We start from the raw sequence: 21079 nt of genomic DNA, 5'->3' as shown, positions 1-21079 counted from the left end.
AATCAATGCCGGGCGGTCGTCCGGGCCTGCACGAGCGCACGCGAGCGAGTCGTCCAGGCCGCGGCCTCGGCCCGGGTATGGGAGATCAGTTTCCCGATCGCCTCCTTGGCGCCGCCCCGTTGGCGGCGGGTGGCGATCTCGAGCGCGTCCAGCGGTGCGGCGCGCAGTTCGAACGGCAGGCTTTCGCAGCAGCGCAGGAGCAGCTGCACGACCGCCGGCGAAGGACCGGCGCTTGCGTGGTGGCTCGGCAGCATCGGCTGGATCTCCAGCAACGCGGCGGCCAGTTCATGCTGCGGCAGATCGCGCAGCAGCACTGACAGCGCCTGCAAGAGCGGGCCGGATTCGGATTCGGGCAACGCTGCCTTGCCCTCGCGCGGCTGCGGTATGCGGCCTCGTCGTTGCTCGTGCGGCAGGGCCGCCGCCAGGGCACGAATGGCATCGCGCCGGGTGATATCCAGACCGCCGCGCAGCACGCCCTGGCAGATGGCGTGGAGCGACTCCTGCCAGACGCGGTTCCAGCCCTCCTGCCAGTTGTCACTGCCGTAATCGCGAGGCTCGATGGCAGCCATCACCTGCAATCGATGGGCCAGCGGCAGCCTGGGCACCTCGGCCAGGACCAGGCGCGCCAGATCGGCGCGCTGTTCGGGCGTCTGCAAGGGGTTGATTTCCCCGTCTGCCCCGATCGGGTCCGGCGTGGCTATCCCGTGCAAGCGAGCCAGGGAAGGGTCCACGGAGGACATGCCGTGTACCCGGGCCAGGGTCAGGGTGCTTGCCAGGTGTTCGCTCGGCGCGGCACGTGCGCGCTGCAGGATCTCGGCGCACTGGCGAGGCAGGCGGCAGGGGTCGTCGGTGGAAAAGGATTTCATCTGGCGCGTGACCAGCTGCATAGCCGCCGCGGGCCGCATTTTCTCGGCGTGCGCTGCCAGCACGGCGCGGACCTCTGGCGGAGCATCGACGAAGGCTGGCAGCCGAGCCAGTGCGTCCTCGCGGTATCCGGGCTGGTCGGCGGCTGCCAGCATCGCGTGGCGGATGGCCTCCAGGCCGCGTCGGGAGTCGCGCGAGCCAGAGGCCCGCCAATGGCGAAACAATTCATCGTAGAAGACAGAGGCGAGCGGTCCGGGCGGGAAGGCGCCGATGCGCTGCAACAGGCCTTCGAGTTGTGCAACGGTGCCGCCGAAGCAGGCCATCTGCGCGATGTCCGCGGCCAGCCCGAATTCGGCGCGGCGGGCAGGTGAGGAAATGGCGCTGAAAGCGGTGTGCATCGCGGGGGTTTGAAGCAGGTGCCGCGGCTCCTTGGCGACCATGCGCATCAGCTGCTGCCACACGACATCGGGCAGATGCGGCTCTGCCGCGCAAGTGGCGAGCAGCGGCGCCAACGCGCCGCCCCAACCGCGCGGATGTCGCAGCAGGCCATCGACGGCCTGCCGCAACAGGCGCAGGCGGATGGCCGGGTCGGCTGGGAGATTCTTCACGAGGGCGGTCACCATCGTTTCGACGTGGTGCGCATTGCGGGTTCCGGCAGCGGTGATGGCCGGCATGACGGAGTCCCAGCACCAGCCACGTTGGCGCGGCGGCGCACCGGCCAGGCTGCGCAGGGCGACGGTGAATTCGCGCCCGGGCTCGGCCGTCCAGAGAGCCAAGGTGAGGTCTGCGGCCGCCATCGGTTCCCGGAACGCCGCCCTGAATCGGCTGTTCTGCAAGCCGACGACGCCGACGGGGTTCGCCGCTGGCGTCAGGGTGTTTTCTTCATTGAAGGTATCGGCGAGGTCGCTCAGGAACTCGAAGGGGAAATGCTCCAGCAGTGTCGCGCCGGGGAGCGGCCGGCCCGGCGTATTGGTGGACGTTGGCGGTCGGGTGTTTCGCGTAGTGAGCGCGGCGGACAAGCGTGTCTGCAGAAAATGGAGCATGGCGGCGGGTGGCATGCGAGCGCAAAAGCCCGGCAGCTTGGCCTGTGGCCGGCCAGGCGCGGGTCGCCGGACGAACCGGCAACCACGCCTGCGAAAATTGCACCGTTGCTGCCGGGCCTCCTGCAAGAATGTCGGATCTCACCCGTTTGCCCACCTGCCGGAGCCCGCCCCATGCCCCACACCGAGCGTGTCTCGACCCGCGCCCTCCCATCCCTCCCCACCCTCCCCGCCCGCACCACGACCTTCCGGCCGGAGGCCTGAGCCCATGTGCGGCAGTGAGCTCACCCCCTTGCCCGACGGCGTGCGCCGCGTTGCGGCCTTCCTGCAGGACGCCGGCCATGCCGAGCTGCCCCGCATGCTCGACGGCGCCGCGCGCACCGCGCAGCAGGCGGCCGACGCGCTGGGCGTGCAGCTCGGCCAGATCGCCAAGAGCATCGTGTTCCGACGGCGCGCCGACGACCGCGCGGTGCTGGTCATCGCCGCCGGCGACCGTCGTGTCGACGAGGCCCGCGTGGCCGCGCTGGTCGGCCCCATCGGCCGGGCCGACGCGGCCTTCGTCAAGGCGACGACCGGCTTCGCCATCGGCGGCGTGTCGCCGGTGGCGCACCTGCAGCCGCCGGTGGTGCTGTGCGACCGCAGCCTGGAGCGCTTCCACGAGGTTTGGGCCGCCGCCGGGCATCCGCATGCGGTGTTCCGGGCCACGCCGCAGGCCATCGCCGCGCTGGCCGGCGCGCCGGTCGAAGATGTGGCGCTGGAGCCCTCCGAATGACCGCCACGGAGCTTCCGGCCCGCCCGGTCGCGTGGTCGCCCGAGGCATTGGCGCTGCTGGCCGGGCGCTCGCGATCGGCCTTCGACGAGAGCGTGACGCCGGTGCCTTCGCCCTGCATCTCCATCTGCCGCATGAACGACGACCGCAGCCTGTGCCAGGGCTGCATGCGCTCGCTCGACGAGATCCGCGCCTGGTCCACCGCCGACGCCGCCGCGCGCCGCGCCATCTGGCGCCTGCTGCTCGCACGCGCCGGCATCGCCTCCACCTGAGCCACGCCATGCAAACCTTCGGCTTCCACCTCGACTTCGTCTCGCCCTACGCCTTCCTGGCCTTCGAGCAATTGCCGAAGGCGCTCGAAGGCTGCAGCTACGCGACCGACTACCGCCCGGTGCTGCTGGGCGCGATCTTCAAGCAGCACGGTCACCAGGGGCCGCACGGCATTGCGCCCAAGTACGACTGGGTGCTGCGCCAGACACGCTGGCTGGCGCACGCCCATGGCATCGCGATGCAGATGCCGGCGGCGCATCCCTTCGATCCGCTGCCGCTGCTGCGCCTGGCGCTGGCCTGCTCGGACGACGGCAGCATCTCGCGCCGGGTGGCCGCCGCCGTGTTCCGCCATGTTTGGCAAGGCAACGGCGCCGATGCCAACGACCCGGCGCGGCTGGCGGCACTGGCCGACGCACTGTCGCCGCAGCACGATCCCGCGTCGCCCGAAGTCAAGACCATGCTGCGCGCCAACACCCAGGCTGCGCTGGAGGCGGGCGTGTTCGGTGTACCCGGCTTCACCGTCGGCCGCGACGTGTTGTGGGGCTTCGACGCCCTGCCCATGCTGCGCGCCCGGTTGCTGCGCGACCCCTGGTTCGGCCCGTTTTCCGAATCCTGAAACGCGGCTTGCGGGTTTCCCCGCGAGTTGTCAGTGAAGGGTCAGTTTCGCGTCAGAGACCGGTCAGTGCGATTCCCAAGAATGGCGGCAGCGACGAATCGGCGACACGCCGGCGTCGCGCCACCATACCTACAGGAGACGAGCACATGTCCAGCATCTACGCCCCCGGGCGTCCGCAACCGACGCCCACGCCCGCGCCGCGGCCCATGACCGGTGAGGAGAAGAAGGTCATCTTCGCCTCGTCCCTGGGCACGGTGTTCGAGTGGTACGACTTCTATCTCTACGGTTCGCTGGCGGCGATCATCGCCAAGCAGTTCTTCAGCGGACTCGACGCGGGCGCCGCCTTCATCTTCGCGCTGCTGGCGTTCGCGGCCGGCTTCCTGGTGAGGCCCTTCGGCGCCATCGTGTTCGGCCGGCTCGGCGACATGATCGGGCGCAAGTACACCTTCCTGGTGACCATCCTGATCATGGGCCTGTCGACCTTCATCGTCGGCATCCTGCCCAACTACGCCGCGATCGGCGTGGCCGCGCCGATCATCCTGATCGCCCTGCGCATGCTGCAGGGTCTGGCCCTCGGCGGCGAGTACGGCGGTGCCGCCACCTACGTGGCCGAGCACGCACCGCACGGCAAGCGCGGCGCCTATACCTCGTGGATCCAGACCACCGCCACGCTGGGCCTGTTCCTGTCGCTGGTGGTGATCCTTGGTGTGCGCACCGCCACCGGCGAAACCGCCTTCGCCGACTGGGGCTGGCGCATTCCGTTCATGGTGTCCATCCTGCTGCTGGCCGTGTCGGTGTGGATCCGCATGACGCTGTCGGAATCGCCGGCGTTCCAGCGCATGAAGGCCGAAGGCAAGACTTCCAAGGCGCCGCTGAAGGAATCGTTCGGTGAATGGAAGAACCTGAAGATCGTGATCCTGGCGCTGGTGGGCCTGACCGCCGGCCAGGCCGTGGTCTGGTACACCGGGCAGTTCTATTCGCTGTTCTTCCTGACGCAGCAGCTCAAGGTGGACGCGATCACCGCCAACCTGATGATCGCGGTGGCGTTGCTCATCGGCACGCCCTTCTTCGTCATCTTCGGCAGCCTGTCCGACCGCATCGGCCGCAAGCCGATCATCATGGCCGGCTGCCTGCTGGCCGCGATCACCTACTTCCCAGTCTTCAAGGGCCTGACCGTCGCGGCCAACCCGGACCTCGCCGCCGCCCAGGCCAGCGCCCAGGTCACCGTTTCCGCCGACCCGGCCACCTGCTCCTTCCAGGGCAATCCGGTGGCCCGCGAGATCGACTTCCGCAGCTCCTGCGACATCGCCAAACGCTACCTGGTGCAGAACTCGGTGTCCTACGAGAACGTCACCGGCCCGGCGGGCTCGGCCGCTGTGGTGAAGATCGGCGAGAAGGTCGTCACCGCGCCCACCGGCAACGTGGTGGACCTGAAGTTCGACGCCGCATCGGTCGCCGCCATCGCGGCCTTCAAGAAGGAAGTGGGAGACGACTTCAAGGCCGCCGGCTACCCGGCCAAGGCCGATCCGGAGAAGATGAACAAGCCGGTGATGATCGCCCTGCTGGCCTGGCTGGTGATTCTGGTCACCATGGTCTACGGCCCCATCGCCGCGATGCTGGTCGAAATGTTCCCGACCCGCATCCGCTACACCTCGATGAGCCTGCCCTATCACATCGGCAACGGCTGGTTCGGCGGCCTGCTGCCGACCACCTCATTCGCCATCGTGGCGAGCAGCGGCAATATGTACAACGGCCTCTGGTATCCGATCATCATTGCCTGCGTGACGCTGGTGATCGGCACGCTGTTCATCCGTGAAACCAAGGACGTCGACATCTACGCGAACGACTGATCCGACCGGCAATACAGATTTCCCTCCTCGGGAATCGGGCTTGCGCAGCGATGCGCAAGCCTTTTTTTTTGGGCGGCATCTTGTGACAGGCGCTCACCGCGACGCCCGCATGATGAAAGCCTCCTCGACCTGACCGCCGAGCCGCCATGTCCCGTCTCATTCCGCGACTGCTTTCGTTCCTGCTGCTGGCCTGTGCGCTGGCCGGCACCGCGCGCGCGCAGCAGCCCGCCTGGGCCGATCGTTTCACCGCCGGCCTGGCCGAGATCGACGGCCGCGAAGGCCCGGAGATCGGCGTCTACGTGCGCGACCTCGGCACCGGCGAATCCGCGGGTTTTCGCACCGACGAGAACTGGTACTTCGCCTCGACCGTGAAGGTGCCGATCGCCATCGCCGTGTTGCGGGCGGTGGAGCGCGGCCGTCTCACGCTCGACACGCCCGTGCTGCTGCGCGCCACCGACTACGTCGACGGCGCCGGCAGCACCAACCGCCGGCCGCCCGGCGCGCATATCGCGGTGCGCAAGCTGCTCGAGCAGATGATCATCTACAGCGACAACACCGCCAGCGACCTGCTGATCGGCCTGGTCGGCATCGACGAGGTGAACGCCGTGGTGCGCTCGCTGGTGCCGCGCGGTTTCGGGCGCATCACGCGGCTGGCCGACGTGCGGCGCGCCATCTACGGCGGGCTCGATCCGGCCGCCGAGCGCCTGGCCGGCCGCGACCTGCTGGCACTGCATGCGCAGCCCACCGATGCGGCGCGGCTCACGCTGTTCTCGCAGCTGGTGGACGTGCCTGCCGCCGCTTTCCGCCAACCCAGCCTGGACGCGGCTTTCGACCGTTACTACGCCAGCGGCCTGAACGCCGGCCAGCTGCCGGCCTACGGCGATCTGCTGGCCGCCCTGGCCGAGGGTCGCGCGCTCGGGCCGGCGCAGACGCGGTACCTGTTGGGACTGATGCAGAAGCTGGCCACCGGCCGCCACCGTGTCGGCGCCGGACTGCCGCCTTCGGTGGTCTTCGCGCACAAGACCGGCACCCAGCGACGGCGAATCTGCGACTCCGGAATCGTCACCGTCGAGCGTGACGGCGCGCCGCCCCAGCGACTGGTGCTGGTGGCCTGCGCCCGCCAGGAACCATCGCTGCCGCGCGCCGAGCGTGCGCTGCAGCAGGTAGGCACGGCGCTGTGCCGATCCGGTCTGATCACCAAGGGAGTCCCCGATGCACCGACCTGCGACGCCACCGCGGGCCCGAGCCGCCGTTCTGCTGCTTCTCAGCGCTCTGGTCGCTAGCGCCACCCTGCCCGCCCGGGCCGACGAGTGGCCGCAGGCCCTGAAGACCCGCATCGAGGCGATCGACAAGGCATCGCCCGGATCGCTCGGCGTGTACGTGAAGCGGCTCGACAGCGGCGAGAGCTTCGGCTATGGCGCCGACCAGCGCTGGTACCTCGCCTCCACCGTCAAGGTCGCCGTCGCCATCGCGCTGCTGCGCCAGGTGGACGACGGCAAGCTGCGGCTACAGCAGCAGTTGACACTGGAGGAGAGCGACAAGGTCGACGGCTCCGGCCAGGTCGTATGGACCGCTACCGGCACCCGCTTCACCCTCGATTCGCTGCTCGACCGCATGCTCGGCGTGAGCGACAACACGGCCGCCAACATGCTGATCCGCGCGGTGGGCGAGGACAAGCTCAACGACATCGCCGTCGAGGCCATGGGCAAGGGCAACGTGGGCCGCATCACCAACTTCACCGCGATTCGCCGGCAGGTGTATGCCGAACTCGACGAGGAAGGCGCCAAAAAACTGAGCAACCGGCAGCTGGTGGAGATCGCCGGCGCCACCATGGGACCACCGAGGGTCGAGGCCGCGCGACGCGCGATGTCGCTGGAGCGCGCCGACCTGGAGGCCGACACCATCGACGAGGCCTACGACCGCTACTACGCCAACGGCGCCAACAGCGCCACCATGGAAGCCTACGGCGCCATGCTGGAGAAGCTGGTGCGCGGAAAGCTGCTGTCGCCGCAGAGCACGCAGCGGCTGTTCGCCGGCATGAAGTTCGGCAAGCCGGGCGACTACCGGCTCGAAGCGGGCCTGCCGAGGTCGGTCAAGCGCATCCACAAGACCGGCACGCAGTACCGGCGCGCCTGCCACATGGCGGTGGTCGACCCGCAGGACGGCGGCGCCCATGCCGTCGTGATCGCTGCCTGCGCGGCCGATCTCGACGACCGCACCGAGGCTGGCGGGGTCTTTCAGCAGGTCGGCAAGGCCGTCAGCGCGACCGCTTTGGCCGATACCCGGAAGTGAGCGAGGCCTCCGATAAGCGTCGTCTAGCTGTAACCGGTCGATGCAATATCAAAAAATTTGCAAGCGCCGCGTGAGCGAAACAGCCGGCTGCGCGGCTAGCATGACAAGGCCTCACGGCCAGCCCCGGCCGGAGCAAACCTACCGACTGATCGAGGAGCGTTGCGCATGTACCTTTCCCCCCGTTTCCGCCGCTGGGTCGCCAGCACCGCCGTGGTCGCGCTGTCGGCCGTCTCCGGCCTGGCCTCGGCCCAGACAGCCAAGCCCAACGTGGTGATTTTGGCCACCGGCGGCACCATCGCCGGCGCCGGCGCTTCCACCGTCAACAGCGCCAGCTATTCGGCTGCCAAGGTCGCGGTCGAGAAACTCATCATCGGCCTGCCCGAGCTGCAGAACGTGGCCAACGTGCGAGGCGAGCAGACCTTCCAGATCGCCTCGGAGTCGTTCACCAACGACAACCTGCTGGTGCTGGCCCGACGCGTGTCGGCCCTGGCCAAGGATCCTTCGGTCAACGGCATCGTGGTGACCCACGGCACCGACACGCTGGAAGAAACCGCCTACTTCCTGAACCTGGTCGTGCACACCGACAAGCCGATCGTGGTGGTCGGCTCGATGCGCCCGGGTACCGCGCTGTCGGCCGACGGCGCACTGAACCTGTACGACGCGGTCGCCGTCGCGGCCTCCAAGGACGCCGGCGGCAAGGGCGTGCTGGTCACCATGAACGACGAGATCAACAGCGGCCGCGACGTGGCCAAGCTGATCAACATCAAGACCGAAGCCTTCAAGAGCCAGTGGGGTCCGCTGGGCATGATCGTCGAGGGCAAGAACTACTGGTTCCGTGCGCCGGTGAAGACGCACACCATGGCCAGCGAGTTCGACATCGACAACATCCAGTCGCTGCCGGTGGTGGAGATCGTCTACGGTTACGGCAACGTGCCGCGTTCGGCGGTCGATGCGATCGGCGCCACGCCGGGCCTGCAGGCCATCATCCATGCCGGCACCGGCAACGGCTCGGTCGCCGACCGCGTCGTTCCTGCCCTGCAGGACCTGCGTGCCAAGGGCATCAACGTGATCCGTTCCAGCCGCGTGCCGGCCGGCTTCGTGCTGCGCAATGCCGAGCAGCCGGACGACAAGTACGACTGGGTGGTGGCGCATGACCTGAATCCGCAGAAGGCGCGCATTCTGGCGATGGTGGCGATGACCAAGACGCGCGACCCAAAGGAGTTGCAGCGCATCTTCTGGAATTACTGATTAAGCCCCTCGGCTTTTTCACTTCGCTTCGCTGCGTGTAAACGCCATCCCCCAAGGGGAAGGCTTCGCCTAGTCCAGGGAGACCCTGGCCTGGCTCTACCGGGATATGAGCGCTACCTGCGGGTGGCGCTTTTTTTTGGGCGATGGGATTGGCCTTGCGCTATCGAGGGGTGGCGCCTTGGGCTTGCTGCGGGGACGCCTGGCGCTATTTCAGGTTTACGCGCGCCTTCTTCGCAAATGGGCGGCGCTGAGGATGCAGACCGTGGTCCAGGCGGCGCCGGAGCACAGGCCGGCGAGGACGTCGCTGGCGTAGTGGACCTGCAGGAAGACGCGGCTGCTGGCCGTGGTCAACACGATGGCGGTGGCGGCCATGGCAATGGGGGGGCGCCAGCGGGTGCGCTGCAGGTGCCAGGCCAGCCAGACGAGCATGGCGTAGGCCACCATCGAGGCCGAGGCGTGGCCGCTGGGGAAACTGAAGCCGTCCACCGGGCCGGGCATACCGTCTATCAAGGGGCGGGTTCGGGCGAAGATTTCCTTCAGGACGCGGTTGAGGATGGCGTTGCCCAGCAAGGCCACGGCCCAGACGGCGGCCAGGCCGCGGTGTCGCTTGATCGACAAGATCACGGCGATGACGATGCCGCCTCCCCACAGCAGCAACGGGTCGCCGAGATGGGTGAGATGGCCGAACACGGCCTTCACGCCGGAGGGGGTGTATTGGCCGATGGCATGGCTCAGGAATTCGTCGCAACGCTGCAGTTGCCGGCCGTCGCCGAGCTGGCTGGCGATGGTGGCGAAGCCTGTGGCCAGCAATACGATCAGCAGGAAGCCGGCGATCAGGCGGCGGCCGACTTGCGGAGCCTGGTCTGCATCGGGTTCGGTGTCGGGTGCGGCGCGAGACGCTCGCCATCCGACGACACCGGCCGTCGATACGGCGACGAGTAGCACGAGCATGAAGCCGGGCCAGGCGTACTCGCCGATGCGAGCGGCCCACGACAGCGCGATGGCTTCGTTCATGGCGCCTCGGCCAGCAGCAGCCGCTCTTCGTGCGCCAGGGTAAATTGCGCCGATGCGGCGTCGTAGTCCCAGCGTTCGACACGGCAGGCGCGCTGGCCATCGCCTTGGGTATCGGGGCGCAGCAGGTTGACCGAGTTGGCGATGCCGCCGCGGATGCGGGAGGAGACCGCCGTGCCGGCCTGCACTACCCACAGGCGACCGCCCTTGTTGCCGCGTGCCTGCAGGGGCAGCACGCAGGGCAGATGGATGTGGCCGCCGAGCACCAGGTCGGCGCCGGCCTCGGACCACGCGGCGGCGGCCGCCCGGGCGCCGTGGATCAGGTTCTTGGCATCGGTGGCGTCGGGCACCGACATCGGCTGGTGCACCACCACCACGCGCAGCTGGTCGGGGCGCGCCCGGGCGGCGGCGCGCAGGCGGACGGCGGTGCGGGCAATCTGGCCGGCATCGAGTTCGCCGTTTTCATGGCGCCAGCGGCGCGTGGTCTTGTGGCCGATCACCAGCCAGTCGTCGGTGTCGAGCTCGGGCGCGAGCTCGGGGCCGAAGGCGGCGCGGTAACGGCGGTAGGGGTCGACCGCCCGCAGAACGAGCTGGAACAACGGAATGTCGTGGTTGCCCGGAATGATCACCCAGTGCGCGATACCGAGCCGGTCGACGAAGGCCCGGGCCGCGTCGAACTGCGGCCGCGTGGCCCGCTGGGTGATGTCGCCCGAGAGCACCGCGATGCGCGGCGAATGCTCGCGCACCAGCCGTTCCAGCGCAGCCACCACCGGCGCCTGTTCGGTGCCGAAGTGGGTATCGGAGAGATGCAGCAGCAGCGGCGCTCTCACGATGCTTCTGCCGGCTTGATGAGCCACAGCGGCTCGTCGGACACCGCGAAGCGCAGCGGCAGGGTCATGCGTTCGATCTCGCCGTCGGCCGCGACCTTCACGCTGCGGCGGCGCGCGCCCCGCGCCGGCTGCACCTCGAGCGAGCGGAAGGACAGCGTCTGCACGTCGTCGTCGCGCCCCAGCTGGCGCAGAAATCCGTTGAGCACCAGGCCGAGCTGCGACAGCACGCCGCGCGGCCGGATCAGCACCGCCGCCAGCTCGCCCTGCTCGACCGCCCGACCGTCTTCCACGCCGATATGCTGAAACTGCAGGGCGTTGTTGCCGACGAAGAGCGACGAGGTCTGCACCTCGGTCTGCACGCCTTGCCACGACAGCCGCAGGTTCCATGGCCGGTGCCGGCGCGTCAGGGTGGCGAGCGCGGCGAACAGCGCCATCCAGCGGCTGCGGCCGTAGCGCGATTTGTAGTGCTCGCGCTCTTCCAGCAGGGTTGCGTAGAGCCCCATGCTGGCGTTGACCAGGAACACCCGATCGTTCACCAGCCCGACCTGCACCGGCCGTGGCGGCTGGCTCAACAGCAGGTCGACCGCCGGCTGGGTCTCGGTGGGAATGCCGTGATTGCGGCCGAAATAGTTGAAGGTGCCCTGCGGCAGCACGCCGAAGGCGCAACCGCTGCCCAGCACCGCCTGGGCCACCGCGTTGATGGTGCCGTCGCCGCCGGCCACGACCGCGATGCCGCCGACGCGCTGTGCCATGGCCACGGCCGCACGTGCCTGTTCACGCGGCGGCTTGTCGCGGCTGATCGGAAAGGCGTGCAGCGCGCGACCACCGGCTTGGCAGCCCAGCTGTACGGCGGTGAGGGCATCGCCGGCCTGGCCCTTGCCGGATCGGGCGTTGTAGACAAGGCAGATCGGCGCGTCGGCGGCGGGGGACGGTGGTGTCGGCACGGCGTGTCGGGGAAGTCGGGGGAGAAGCCGTGAGTGTCGCCCGGCGCGGCGGGTGTGCACGCCGCGCCAGGGCGCTTTCGGCTGTGGGAGAACTCCGTACGAAACACCGCCGGAAACCCCGTTGGAATCACCGCGGATCGGCGCCGCGCCGCGCCATCGGGCGACCGCCTAAAATCACCGGTTCCGCCGCGCGGGCCCGTGCCCGCCCGAGCGCAACCCATTTCGTTGCGGCGCCGCGCCGCAGCAGAACTCGCATGCTCACCTTCCAGCAGATCATCCTGAAACTCCAGTCGTACTGGGCCGAACACGGCTGCGCCTTGCTGCAGCCCTACGACATGGAAGTCGGTGCCGGCACCTCGCACACCGCCACCTTCCTGCGCGCCATCGGGCCCGAGCCCTGGAAGGCCGCCTACGTGCAGCCCAGCCGCCGCCCCAAGGACGGCCGCTACGGCGAGAACCCCAACCGCCTGCAGCACTACTACCAGTTCCAGGTGGTGCTCAAGCCGGCGCCGGCCAACATCCTGGAGCTCTACCTCGGCTCGCTCGAAGCGCTGGGTTTCGACCTGAAGAAGAACGACATCCGCTTCGTCGAGGACGATTGGGAAAACCCCACGCTCGGCGCCTGGGGCCTGGGCTGGGAGGTCTGGTTGAACGGCATGGAAGTGACCCAGTTCACCTACTTCCAGCAGGTCGGCGGCATCGACTGCAAGCCCGCTACCGGCGAGATCACCTACGGCCTGGAACGCCTGGCGATGTACCTGCAAGGCGTGGACAACGTCTACGACCTCATCTGGACCGACGGCCTCAGCTATGGCGATGTCTACAAGCAGAACGAGGTGGAGCAGTCCACCTACAACTTCGAGCACAGCGACGCCGACTTCCTGTTCACCGCCTTCGCCGCGCACGAGAAACAGGCCAGGCACCTGATGGAATCCCAGCTCGCGCTGCCCGCTTACGAGCAGGTGCTCAAGGCTGCGCACAGTTTCAATCTGCTCGACGCTCGCGGCGCCATCAGCGTGACCGAACGCGCCGCCTACATCGGCCGCATCCGCAACCTGGCGCGCTCGGTCGCCCAGAGCTACTACGAAAGCCGCGAACGCCTCGGCTTCCCGATGGCACCGCGCGAGTGGGTCGCGCAGATCCCGAAGAAGGCCGCCTGACGCCATGACGATGAACACCCAGAACCTGCTTGTCGAACTCTTCGTCGAGGAACTGCCACCCAAGGCGCTGCGCAAGCTCGGCGACGCCTTCGCCTCCGTGCTGGCCGACCAGCTCCGCGCCCAGGGCCTGGCCACGGCCGACGCCGTCGTCACGGCCTTCGCCTCGCCGCGCCGCCTGGCCGCGCACGTCACCGGCGTGGCCGCGCAGGCCGCCGACCGTGCGCAGTCGCAGAAGCTGATGCCCGTGGCCGTGGGGCTGGACGCCGCCGGCAACGCCACGCCGGCGCTGCTCAAGAAGCTCGCCGCGCTGGGCGCCGACGCCTCGGCCGTACCCGGCTTGAAGCGCGTGATGGACGGCAAGGCCGAAGCGCTGTTTCTCGACAGCACCGCAGCCGGCGCCACGCTCGCCGCCGGCCTCCAGAAGGCGATCGCCGAGGCCATCGCCAAGCTGCCGATTCCCAAGGTGATGAGCTACCAGCTGGAATCCGGCTGCGAGCTGCCCGGCTGGACCAGCGTGAGCTTCGTGCGTCCGGCGCACGGCCTGGTCGCGCTGCATGGCGCCGATGTCGTGGCCGTCGAGGCGCTTGGTCTGCATTCCGGCCGCGACACCCACGGCCACCGCTTCGAAGCCCGGGTCGATCCGGTCGTACTGCGCGATGCCGACAGCTACGCCGCGCAGCTGCGCGACGAGGGTGCGGTCATCGCCTCCTTCGCCGAACGCCGTGCCGACATCCAGCGCCAGCTGCAGGCCGCGGCCGCGCAGGTCGGCGGCGGTGCCCGCGCCATCGACGACGACGCGCTGCTCGACGAAGTCACCGCCCTGGTCGAGCGGCCCAACGTGTTGGTCTGCCGTTTCGAGGACGAGTTCCTGGCGGTGCCGCAGGAATGCCTCATCCTGACGATGAAAGCCAACCAGAAGTACTTTCCGCTGCTCGACGCGGCCGGTGCACTGACCAGCCGTTTCCTGGTGGTGAGCAACATCGCGCCGGCCGACGCCAGCGCGGTCACCGGCGGCAACGAGCGCGTGGTACGCCCGCGCTTGGCCGACGCGAAGTTCTTCTTCGACCAGGACCGCAAGAAGACGCTGGCCTCGCGCGTAGACTCGCTGGCCAAGGTGGTCTATCACAACAAGCTCGGCACCCAGGGCGAGCGGGTGGAGCGGGTACGGGCCATCGCCCGCGCGCTGGCCGCGCAGCTCGGTGACCCGGCGCTCGCCGCCCAGGCCGACCGCGCCGCGCTGCTGGCCAAGGCCGACCTGGTGACCGACATGGTCGGCGAGTTCCCCGAGCTGCAGGGCACCATGGGCCGCTACTACGCGCTGCACGACGGCGAGGACCCGGCGGTGGCCGACGCGGTGGAAGACCACTACAAGCCCCGCTTCGCCGGCGACACCCTGCCGCGCAACCCGGCCGGCGTGATCGTCGCCCTGGCCGACAAGCTCGAAACCCTGGTCGGCATGTTCGGCATCGGCAATCTGCCGACCGGCGACCGCGACCCCTTCGCGCTGCGCCGCCACGCGCTCGGCGTGATCCGCATGCTGGCCGAAAAGCAGTTGCCGCTGGACCTCGACGCGGTCATCGCAGCCGCGCTGCCGGCCTTCGGCGCGCTCATCACCGACCCGCGCCAGCCGCTGGCCGATTTCATCTACGACCGCCTCGCCGGCAGCCTGCGCGAACAGGGCTTCAGCCCCCAGGAAGTCGACGCCGTGGTGTCGCAGCGCCCGCAACGCCTGGGCGAACTCACCCGCCGGCTGGAGGCCGTGCGCGCCTTCGCAGTGTTGCCCGAAGCCGCCGCGCTGGCAGCTGCCAACAAGCGCATCGGCAACATCCTGAAGAAGGCCGCCGCCACCGGCGTCGATGCGCACGTGAGCGAACTGCTGCTGCACGAGCCGGCCGAAAAAGCCCTGCACGCCGCCATGCGCACCACCCTGCCGCAAGCCGAGGCGCAGTTCGACGCCGGCGACTACACCGGCTCGCTGCAGACCCTCGCCGTGCTGCGCGCACCGGTCGACGCCTTCTTCGACGGTGTCATGGTCAACGCCGAGGACGACGACCTGCGCCTGAACCGCCAGGGCCTGCTGGCCGAACTGCACCGCGCGATGAACCGCGTGGCCGACCTGTCGCGGCTGGCCTGACCGACGGATCCTCCGCATGAAACTCGTCATCCTCGACCGCGACGGCACCATCAACGAGGGGCGCACCGATTTCGTCTCCAGCCCGGAAGAATGGCTGCCCCTGCCCGGCGCGCTGGAAGCCATCGCGCGCCTCAACCACGCCGGCTTCCACGTGGTGGTGGTGTCCAACCAGCCGGGACTCGGCCGCGGGCTGTTCGACGTGTCCACGCTCAACGCGATGCACGCCAAGATGCACAAGGCGCTGGCCGCCGTCGGCGGGCGGGTCGATGTCGTCTTCTATTGCCCGCACGGCCCTGAGGAGCAGTGCAACTGCCGCATGCCGGCGCCGGGGCTCTTCGAGCAGATCGCCGACCGCTATGGCATGTCGCTGGCCGGAGTGCCGGTTGTGGGCGACCGGCTGCGCGACCTGCAGGCTGGCTTTTCGGTCGGCTGCGAGCCGCACCTGGTGCTGACCGGTGCCTACGCCTCGGGCGTGTCCGATCCGCTGCCGCCGGACTTTCCCGCCGGCACGCGGGTGCACGCCGACCTCGCCGCCTGCGCCAGTTTTCTGGTGGAGCGCGACGCGATCGCCAAGCCGCTGGCGGCACCTCGGGCAGGGAGCTGAACGAAATGGCCTTTTTGCGTTCGGTCCTGCATGCCCTGTGGATGCTGGTCACCGTGATCCCCTATGCGCTGGCCATCCTGGTCGCGTCCCCTTTCGCCAAACCCGACACGCTCTACTGGATGGCCGCGCAATGGCTGCGGCTGGCCGCCGGCCCGATCGGCCGCGCCATCCTCGGCATCCGGCTGGAAGTGCTCGGCTTCGACCGGCTGCCGCAGGGCAGCCGAAGCGCCGCCGTGCTGCTGGTAAAGCACCAGTCCACGCTGGAGACTTTTCTCATGCCGGCACTCATGCCCCATCCGCTGGCCTATGTCTTCAAGAAGGAGCTGCTGAGCGTGCCTTTCTTCGGCTGGGCGATGGGTCGGCTCGACATGATCCACATCGACCGCGGCCAGCGTGCCCGCGCCTTCGCCAAGGTGGTGCAGCAGGGCCGGCGGCTGCTGGCCCGCGGTGTGTGGGTGATCATGTTTCCCGAGGGCACGCGCATTCCGCGCGGCCAGCGCGGCAGCTACAAGAGCGGTGGCACGCGCCTGGCGATCGAGACCGGCGCGCCGGTGGTGCCGGTGGCGGTGACCTCGGCACAGGTCTGGCCGCGCAAGGCCTTCATCAAGCGGCCGGGCACCGTGGTGGTGTCCATCGGCGAGCCGATTCCGAGCGAAGGCCGCAAGCCCGAGGAGCTGATGCGCGAGGTCGAGGAATGGATCGAAACCGAGATGCAGCGCCTCGACCCACAGGCGTACCGCTGAAAGCCTGAGCCCATGGCCGGCCTGATCCAGCTCGCCCTCGACTTCCTCGGCCTGTCGCCGGCCGAGGCCGCATCCTCGGTCTTGCCGGACCGGGGTGCGATGCCGCCGTCTTCCCGCCGCAAGCCCGGCGCCACGCCGCCCGGCGTGGTGCCGACCGGCGGCGCGGGCAAGGTGCGCGCGGTGGCGCCGGAAGCGCCGGAAATCCCCGACGATGTGATCGACGCCGGCGCGCTGCCGGCCCATCCTCAGGCCAATCGCGAGGCCTGCCTGCTCGGCCGCCGCGTGGCCTACCGGCTGGAGCGCGGACGTCGCCGCACGGTCGGCTTCACCGTCGGTGCGCAAGGGCTGTCGGTGCGGGCGCCGGGCTGGTTGCCGCTGCCGCAGATCGACGCCGCGCTGACCGAAAAAGCCCGCTGGATCATCGACAAGCTGGTCGACGCCGAAAGCCGGCGCGATCGCCAGGACGCCGCCCGCATCGACTGGCGCGACGGCGCACGGTTTCCGCTGCTCGGCCGCGACACGGTGGTCCGCCTCGGCGCACGGCGGGGCACCGAGGGCCTGCGCGAGGAAGCCGGCGTCGCCGATGCGGCCCTGTGGCTGGCATTGTCGGCAGATGCCGAACCCGCTCGCATCGGGGAGGCGGTGCGCGGCTGGATCCAGCGCCAGGCGCGCCGCGATTTCGCCGAGCGGCTCGACCGCTACGCGGCCACCCTGGATGTGCGCTGGAACCGCCTGTCGCTCACCAATGCACGCACCCGCTGGGGCAGCGCCAGCAGCAGCGGCGCGATCCGGCTGCACTGGCGGCTGATGCATTTCCGGCCCCAGGTGATCGACTACGTCGTAGTGCACGAACTCGCCCACCTGCGCCACATGGACCACAGCCCGCGCTTCTGGGCCGTGGTGGGATCGGTGCTGCCGGACTACCAGTCCCTGCGCGCCGAGCTGCGGGCCGACAGCACGCCGCGCTGGTAGTGGCGGCGCGGGCTCAGCCCGGCATCGGATCGAAGGCGGCCGGCGTCGGCGCGGGACCGTCGCCGAAGCGCCAGCTCGAGGCGGTGACGCCGCCGAACACATGCGCATCGTGGTAGACCAGCGCCGACGGGTCGTCGCCCGCGGCGCCCACCGCCATCATGAGCGGCACCAGATGGTCTTCGTGCGGATGCGCCAGCCGGGCGGCCGGCGCCTGCTCCCACTGCCGCAGGGCGGCTTCGCGCGACCTCGCCGACGACGGCGCCATCGCCTGGCGCAGCCAGGCGTCGAACGCGGCCGAGGGCGCAGCTGCCGCCGGGCCGAAATTGCGCAGGTTGTGGTAGCTCAGGCCGCTGGCCACGATCAGCACGTCGCGGTCGCGCAGCGGCGCCAGCGCGCGACCGGCTGCCAGGTGCATGTCGACGTCGTAGCCGGTCTGCAGGGACAGTTGCAGCACCGGCACATCGGCCTGCGGATACATGATTTCCAGGGGCGCGAAAGTGCCGTGGTCGAAGCCTTGGCCACCATCGATCTGCACCGGCAGGCCCGCACCGGCCAGCAGGGCGCGCACCTCTTCGGCCACGTCCGGCGCGCCAGGCGCGTCGTAGTGGATCTGGTAGGTGTGCGCCGGAAAACCGTAGTAGTCGTAGACCATGCCCGGCCGTGCCGCGCCCATCACCTGAAAGCGGTCGGCCTCCCAATGGCCCGAGATCATCAACACCGCACGCGGCGTGCGGCCGATCTGGCGCGGGATGTCGGCGAGCGAGGCCTCGAGCGTGGCCAGGCGCGAGCGCATTTCGGGAATCCAGGGCCACGGACCACCGCCGTGGGAGATGAAGTAGACGGGCAGGCGGGTGGTGGCGTCGGAGTTCATCGCACGATGCTAGCGATGCCCGCGCGGGCTTGCCAGCCTTGGCCGCGATGGCCCCGGGCCGCTGGCAGAATGTTCGGCCATGAGCGCCGACCACACCCCATCCCCCGCACCGTCCTCCACCAACGCCGCCCCGCTGGGCTACGCCGGCGACCTCACGCCCCAGCAGGCCTGGGCCTGGGTGAGCGCCGGCCAGGCCGTGATGGTGGACGTGCGCACCGACGCCGAGCGCGAATGGGTCGGCTTCGTGCCCGAGGCCGTGCCACTCGCCTGGAAGCAGTGGCCGGGCATGGCGATGAACCCCGGCTTCGACGACGGCGTGCGGGCCGCCGCAGAAGGCGGCAAGAAGCTCGTCATGCTGTGCCGCAGCGGCGTGCGCTCCATCGCCGCGGCCAAGCGCGCCACCGAGCTGGGCGCCGAGGCTTACAACATCCTCGAAGGTTTCGAGGGCGATGCGGATGCCGACAAGCACCGCGGCCGCATCGGCGGATGGAAGCTGCGCGGCCTGCCCTGGAAGCAGAACTGACAGCCCGCCGCGCCTAGTCGAGCGGCGCCAACAGCCCCTCGATTTCTTCCACGCCGAACTTGGGCGCGCCGTCGAAGTCGGCGCCCAGCATGCCCGCCGCAAGCGCGGCCTTGCGCGCCTGCAGCTCACGCATCCGCTCCTCGATGCTGCCTTCGGCGATCAGCCGGTAGACGAAAACGGTACGGGTCTGCCCGATGCGGTGGGCGCGGGCCGTGGCCTGTTCTTCCACCGCCGGGTTCCACCAGGGATCGAGGTGGATCACCGTGTCGGCCGCCGTCAGGTTGAGCCCCGTGCCGCCGGCCTTCAGGCTGGCCAGCAGGATCGGTACCTCGCCGGCCTGGAAACGCGACACGATCTCGCCGCGCTCCTGCGGCGGCGTATCGCCGGTGAGCGACAGCCAGGGCAAGCCCAGCGCCGAAAGCGCCTCCTGCGCCAGCCGCAGCAGCGCCGTGAACTGCGAGAACACGATCACCTGCCGGCCCGCCTCCAGCAGCGGCGGCAGCATCTCGCACAGGCGATCGAGCTTGGCGGCCTCCATGCCGGGCGGCGTGGCTTCGGCACGCAGCAGTCGCGGATCGCAGCAGACCTGGCGCAGCTTGAGCAGCGCGTCCAGCACCGCGATCTGCGCGCCGCCGAAACCGGTGCGCTGCAGCACGCGCCGCACCTGCTTGTCGGCCGCCGTGCGCACGCTCTCATACAGGACCCGCTGCTGGCCGACCAGCGGCACCCGCTCAATGGTCTCGATGCGCGGCGGCAGTTCCGGCGCCACTTCCTGTTTGCGCCGCCGCAGCACGAAGGGCCGGATGCGCCGCGCCAGCAGTTCCGCCCGCGCCGTCTCGCCGCCGACCTCGATCGGCTTTTTCCAGCGCCGCTGAAACGTAGCGGCATCGCCCAGAAAGCCCGGCATCAGAAAGTCGAACTGCGACCACAGCTCGCCCAGGTGGTTTTCCAGCGGCGTGCCGGTGATGCACAAGCGATGCCGCGCGTCGAGCCGGCGCATCGCCCGCGCAGCGCGACCGGTGGCGTCCTTGGCGACCTGCGCCTCGTCGAGCAGCAGCAGGTGCCAGGGCTGCGGCCGCAGCCGGTCGAGGTCGCGCCAGGCCAGCGGATAGGTCGTCACGACCAGGTCGTGCCGCGCCATCACCACGAAGTCGGCATGCCGCTGAGGCCCCTGCAGGGCCAGTACGCGCAGCGCCGGTGCCACCCGTGCGGCCTCGGCCAGCCAGTTGAAGACCAGCGAGGTCGGCACCACCGCCAGCGAAGGCCGGTCGGCGCGGCCCTGCTGTTTTTCGATCAGCAAATGGGCCAGCACCTGCGCCGTCTTGCCCAGGCCCATGTCGTCGGCCAGGATGCCCGCCAGCCCCTGCGCGCGCAGATGCTGCAGCCAGGCCACGCCTTCGAGCTGGTAGCCGCGCAGGGTCAGGCCCAGGCCGGGCGGTGCCTGCACCGGCTCGGGGCGGCCGGCCGAGCGCAGCCGCTCGCCCAGCATCCGCAGCCCGTCGTCGCCCTGCAGCGCCCAGGCGCCCGCCGGTCCGGCACGCCGCGGCTGGCTGGCCGCCAGCGCCAGCCGCAGGGCCTCGACACGCCCGGCGTCCCAAGTCGACAGCCGCAGCGGCCCGGCCGAGCGGCGCGGATCGGTCAGCAGCTCCAGCATGCCGCCGACGATCGCCTTGAGCGGCGCGGCCGGCGCCTCGATATGCCGGCCGCCGGGCATGCGCAGTCGGACCGGTTCCTCGTCATCGATCTCCGCCAGCGCCCGGCTATCGCGCCAGCGGGCATCGCGTTTGAGCAGGCCGGCCAGCAGCGGCGCCAGATCCAGTGATTCGCCGTCCACCTCCACGCCCAGCGACAGCAGCCAGGAACCTTCCCGGCGATTGAGCGCCAGGCCGCCCGCAGCCACCGCCGGTGCATCGTCGGCGTCCTCGCCCGCCAGCAAGAGCCGCCAGGCATCGACGCGGGTCGGCGCATGCGCGAAACCCGGATGCACCGTGGTCTCCCAGCCCCGGTCGCGCAGATGCGGCAGCCGCTCGGCGAAAAAATCGCCGAAGTCCTCCTCGCGCGGCAGGGTCCACAGCGTGGCGCGTCGCTCGCCCAGGGTGTCGGTCTCCACCTCCGCGCCGCGCCACTGCAGGCGGTCGGCCGGAATCTGCGCGAAGCCCAGTGCGCCCAGATCGGCGTCATCGCCCTCGACCCAGGCCACGGTGACCGGCTGCCCGCGCGCCGCCAGCCCGGTCGAGGGCGCCATGCCCAACAGACCGTCGCCCCGCGACAGGGTGCGCAGATGGAGATGGCGTGGATGGATTCGGTCGACGGGTTCCTGGCGGGGCATCCGGGGATT

At 69.8% G+C, this 21079-nt stretch carries 19 protein-coding genes; 13 read left to right on the top strand and 6 right to left on the bottom strand.

Features of this window, described 5'->3' with window-relative positions:
- Positions 1-2: 2 nt before the first annotated feature.
- On the bottom strand, positions 3-1907 hold the full coding sequence (locus R9X41_RS04805; protein WP_318633750.1) for a hypothetical protein: 1905 nt from the start codon (positions 1905-1907) through the stop codon (positions 3-5).
- Positions 1908-2172: 265 nt separating this feature from the next.
- Here R9X41_RS04805 and R9X41_RS04800 point away from each other — a divergent pair, with 265 nt between their 5' ends.
- The 7 genes from R9X41_RS04800 to R9X41_RS04770 all read left to right on the top strand — a co-directional run bounded on the left by R9X41_RS04800 (position 2173) and on the right by R9X41_RS04770 (position 8949).
- Positions 2173-2676 (top strand): YbaK/EbsC family protein, encoded by a 504-nt coding sequence (locus R9X41_RS04800; RefSeq protein ID WP_318633749.1) that lies wholly within the window; start codon positions 2173-2175, stop codon positions 2674-2676.
- Positions 2673-2945, top strand: coding sequence for a DUF1289 domain-containing protein (locus R9X41_RS04795; RefSeq protein ID WP_318633748.1), 273 nt, complete (start codon positions 2673-2675; stop codon positions 2943-2945). Before R9X41_RS04800 ends, R9X41_RS04795 begins: the two co-directional genes overlap by 4 nt.
- 8 nt (positions 2946-2953) lie before the next feature.
- Positions 2954-3559, top strand: coding sequence for a DsbA family protein (locus R9X41_RS04790; RefSeq protein WP_318633747.1), 606 nt, complete (start codon positions 2954-2956; stop codon positions 3557-3559).
- A gap of 146 nt (positions 3560-3705) precedes the next feature.
- Positions 3706-5409 carry an MFS transporter gene (locus R9X41_RS04785; protein WP_318633746.1) on the top strand — a complete coding sequence of 568 codons (1704 nt, stop codon included), beginning with the start codon at positions 3706-3708 and terminating at the stop codon, positions 5407-5409.
- 146 nt (positions 5410-5555) lie between these two features.
- Complete coding sequence (locus tag R9X41_RS04780) at positions 5556-6692, top strand: serine hydrolase (protein ID WP_318633745.1); 1137 nt, start codon at positions 5556-5558, stop codon at positions 6690-6692.
- Positions 6622-7701, top strand: a complete 1080-nt coding sequence (locus R9X41_RS04775; protein ID WP_318633744.1) for a serine hydrolase — start codon at positions 6622-6624, stop codon at positions 7699-7701. The genes R9X41_RS04780 and R9X41_RS04775 overlap by 71 nt, the downstream gene beginning before the upstream one ends.
- A 165-nt stretch (positions 7702-7866) precedes the next feature.
- On the top strand, positions 7867-8949 hold the full coding sequence (locus R9X41_RS04770) for an asparaginase (protein ID WP_318633743.1): 1083 nt from the start codon (positions 7867-7869) through the stop codon (positions 8947-8949).
- Between the two features lie 216 nt (positions 8950-9165).
- Here the strand turns inward: R9X41_RS04770 and R9X41_RS04765 are convergent, their stop codons facing one another.
- From R9X41_RS04765 to R9X41_RS04755, 3 genes are read right to left on the bottom strand one after another with little or no spacing between them, the layout of a single operon-like run.
- Positions 9166-9963, bottom strand: a complete 798-nt coding sequence (locus R9X41_RS04765; RefSeq protein WP_318633742.1) for a phosphatase PAP2 family protein — start codon at positions 9961-9963, stop codon at positions 9166-9168.
- The gene (locus tag R9X41_RS04760) at positions 9960-10790 is read right to left on the bottom strand and encodes a metallophosphoesterase family protein (protein WP_318633741.1); all 831 of its coding nucleotides are present in this window, start codon (positions 10788-10790) and stop codon (positions 9960-9962) included. Before R9X41_RS04760 ends, R9X41_RS04765 begins: the two co-directional genes overlap by 4 nt.
- Positions 10787-11734 (bottom strand): diacylglycerol/lipid kinase family protein, encoded by a 948-nt coding sequence (locus R9X41_RS04755; RefSeq protein WP_318633740.1) that lies wholly within the window; start codon positions 11732-11734, stop codon positions 10787-10789. Before R9X41_RS04755 ends, R9X41_RS04760 begins: the two co-directional genes overlap by 4 nt.
- Positions 11735-11988: 254 nt before the next feature.
- Here R9X41_RS04755 and glyQ point away from each other — a divergent pair, with 254 nt between their 5' ends.
- From glyQ to R9X41_RS04730, 5 genes are read left to right on the top strand one after another with little or no spacing between them, the layout of a single operon-like run.
- Positions 11989-12894 carry a glycine--tRNA ligase subunit alpha gene (gene glyQ / locus R9X41_RS04750; protein ID WP_318633739.1) on the top strand — a complete coding sequence of 302 codons (906 nt, stop codon included), beginning with the start codon at positions 11989-11991 and terminating at the stop codon, positions 12892-12894.
- Positions 12895-12904: 10 nt separating this feature from the next.
- Positions 12905-15028 carry a glycine--tRNA ligase subunit beta gene (gene glyS, locus R9X41_RS04745; RefSeq protein WP_318635151.1) on the top strand — a complete coding sequence of 708 codons (2124 nt, stop codon included), beginning with the start codon at positions 12905-12907 and terminating at the stop codon, positions 15026-15028.
- Positions 15029-15044: 16 nt separating this feature from the next.
- Positions 15045-15632, top strand: a complete 588-nt coding sequence (gene gmhB / locus R9X41_RS04740; RefSeq protein WP_318633738.1) for a D-glycero-beta-D-manno-heptose 1,7-bisphosphate 7-phosphatase — start codon at positions 15045-15047, stop codon at positions 15630-15632.
- Between the two features lie 5 nt (positions 15633-15637).
- Positions 15638-16375 (top strand): lysophospholipid acyltransferase family protein, encoded by a 738-nt coding sequence (locus R9X41_RS04735; RefSeq protein WP_318633737.1) that lies wholly within the window; start codon positions 15638-15640, stop codon positions 16373-16375.
- Positions 16376-16387: 12 nt separating this feature from the next.
- Positions 16388-17347: a M48 family metallopeptidase gene (locus R9X41_RS04730; protein ID WP_318633736.1), complete on the top strand. Its 960-nt coding sequence runs from the start codon at positions 16388-16390 to the stop codon at positions 17345-17347.
- Between the two features lie 13 nt (positions 17348-17360).
- Here R9X41_RS04730 and R9X41_RS04725 read toward each other — a convergent pair whose 3' ends face one another.
- The gene (locus tag R9X41_RS04725; protein WP_318633735.1) at positions 17361-18218 is read right to left on the bottom strand and encodes a DODA-type extradiol aromatic ring-opening family dioxygenase; all 858 of its coding nucleotides are present in this window, start codon (positions 18216-18218) and stop codon (positions 17361-17363) included.
- A 79-nt stretch (positions 18219-18297) separates the two neighbouring features.
- Here R9X41_RS04725 and R9X41_RS04720 point away from each other — a divergent pair, with 79 nt between their 5' ends.
- Complete coding sequence (locus tag R9X41_RS04720; RefSeq protein WP_318633734.1) at positions 18298-18741, top strand: rhodanese-like domain-containing protein; 444 nt, start codon at positions 18298-18300, stop codon at positions 18739-18741.
- A 13-nt stretch (positions 18742-18754) separates the two neighbouring features.
- On the opposite strand, the gene R9X41_RS04715 is transcribed toward R9X41_RS04720, so the two are convergent.
- Complete coding sequence (locus tag R9X41_RS04715; protein WP_318633733.1) at positions 18755-21070, bottom strand: DEAD/DEAH box helicase; 2316 nt, start codon at positions 21068-21070, stop codon at positions 18755-18757.
- Between the last annotated feature and the right edge of the window lie 9 nt (positions 21071-21079).

This window comes from Xylophilus sp. GOD-11R, from assembly GCF_033546935.1.
In the GTDB taxonomy this organism is placed as follows: Bacteria; Pseudomonadota; Gammaproteobacteria; order Burkholderiales; family Burkholderiaceae_C; genus Xylophilus.
This window is presented reverse-complemented; position numbering and strand designations above follow the sequence as displayed.

Bases quoted from the DNA above. Each gene is read 5' to 3' on its own strand.
- R9X41_RS04800 (WP_318633749.1), top strand. From the start codon at position 2,173: ATGTGCGGCAGTGAGCTCACCCCCTTGCCCGACGGCGTGCGCCGCGTT.
- R9X41_RS04730 (WP_318633736.1), top strand. From the start codon at position 16,388: ATGGCCGGCCTGATCCAGCTCGCCCTCGACTTCCTCGGCCTGTCGCCG.
- R9X41_RS04725 (WP_318633735.1), bottom strand. From the start codon at position 18,218: ATGAACTCCGACGCCACCACCCGCCTGCCCGTCTACTTCATCTCCCAC.
- R9X41_RS04765 (WP_318633742.1), bottom strand. From the start codon at position 9,963: ATGAACGAAGCCATCGCGCTGTCGTGGGCCGCTCGCATCGGCGAGTAC.
- R9X41_RS04795 (WP_318633748.1), top strand. From the start codon at position 2,673: ATGACCGCCACGGAGCTTCCGGCCCGCCCGGTCGCGTGGTCGCCCGAG.
- gmhB (WP_318633738.1), top strand. From the start codon at position 15,045: ATGAAACTCGTCATCCTCGACCGCGACGGCACCATCAACGAGGGGCGC.
- R9X41_RS04775 (WP_318633744.1), top strand. From the start codon at position 6,622: ATGCACCGACCTGCGACGCCACCGCGGGCCCGAGCCGCCGTTCTGCTG.
- R9X41_RS04785 (WP_318633746.1), top strand. From the start codon at position 3,706: ATGTCCAGCATCTACGCCCCCGGGCGTCCGCAACCGACGCCCACGCCC.
- R9X41_RS04715 (WP_318633733.1), bottom strand. From the start codon at position 21,070: ATGCCCCGCCAGGAACCCGTCGACCGAATCCATCCACGCCATCTCCAT.
- R9X41_RS04805 (WP_318633750.1), bottom strand. From the start codon at position 1,907: ATGCTCCATTTTCTGCAGACACGCTTGTCCGCCGCGCTCACTACGCGA.
- R9X41_RS04770 (WP_318633743.1), top strand. From the start codon at position 7,867: ATGTACCTTTCCCCCCGTTTCCGCCGCTGGGTCGCCAGCACCGCCGTG.
- R9X41_RS04735 (WP_318633737.1), top strand. From the start codon at position 15,638: ATGGCCTTTTTGCGTTCGGTCCTGCATGCCCTGTGGATGCTGGTCACC.
- glyQ (WP_318633739.1), top strand. From the start codon at position 11,989: ATGCTCACCTTCCAGCAGATCATCCTGAAACTCCAGTCGTACTGGGCC.
- glyS (WP_318635151.1), top strand. From the start codon at position 12,905: ATGAACACCCAGAACCTGCTTGTCGAACTCTTCGTCGAGGAACTGCCA.
- R9X41_RS04720 (WP_318633734.1), top strand. From the start codon at position 18,298: ATGAGCGCCGACCACACCCCATCCCCCGCACCGTCCTCCACCAACGCC.
- R9X41_RS04790 (WP_318633747.1), top strand. From the start codon at position 2,954: ATGCAAACCTTCGGCTTCCACCTCGACTTCGTCTCGCCCTACGCCTTC.
- R9X41_RS04780 (WP_318633745.1), top strand. From the start codon at position 5,556: ATGTCCCGTCTCATTCCGCGACTGCTTTCGTTCCTGCTGCTGGCCTGT.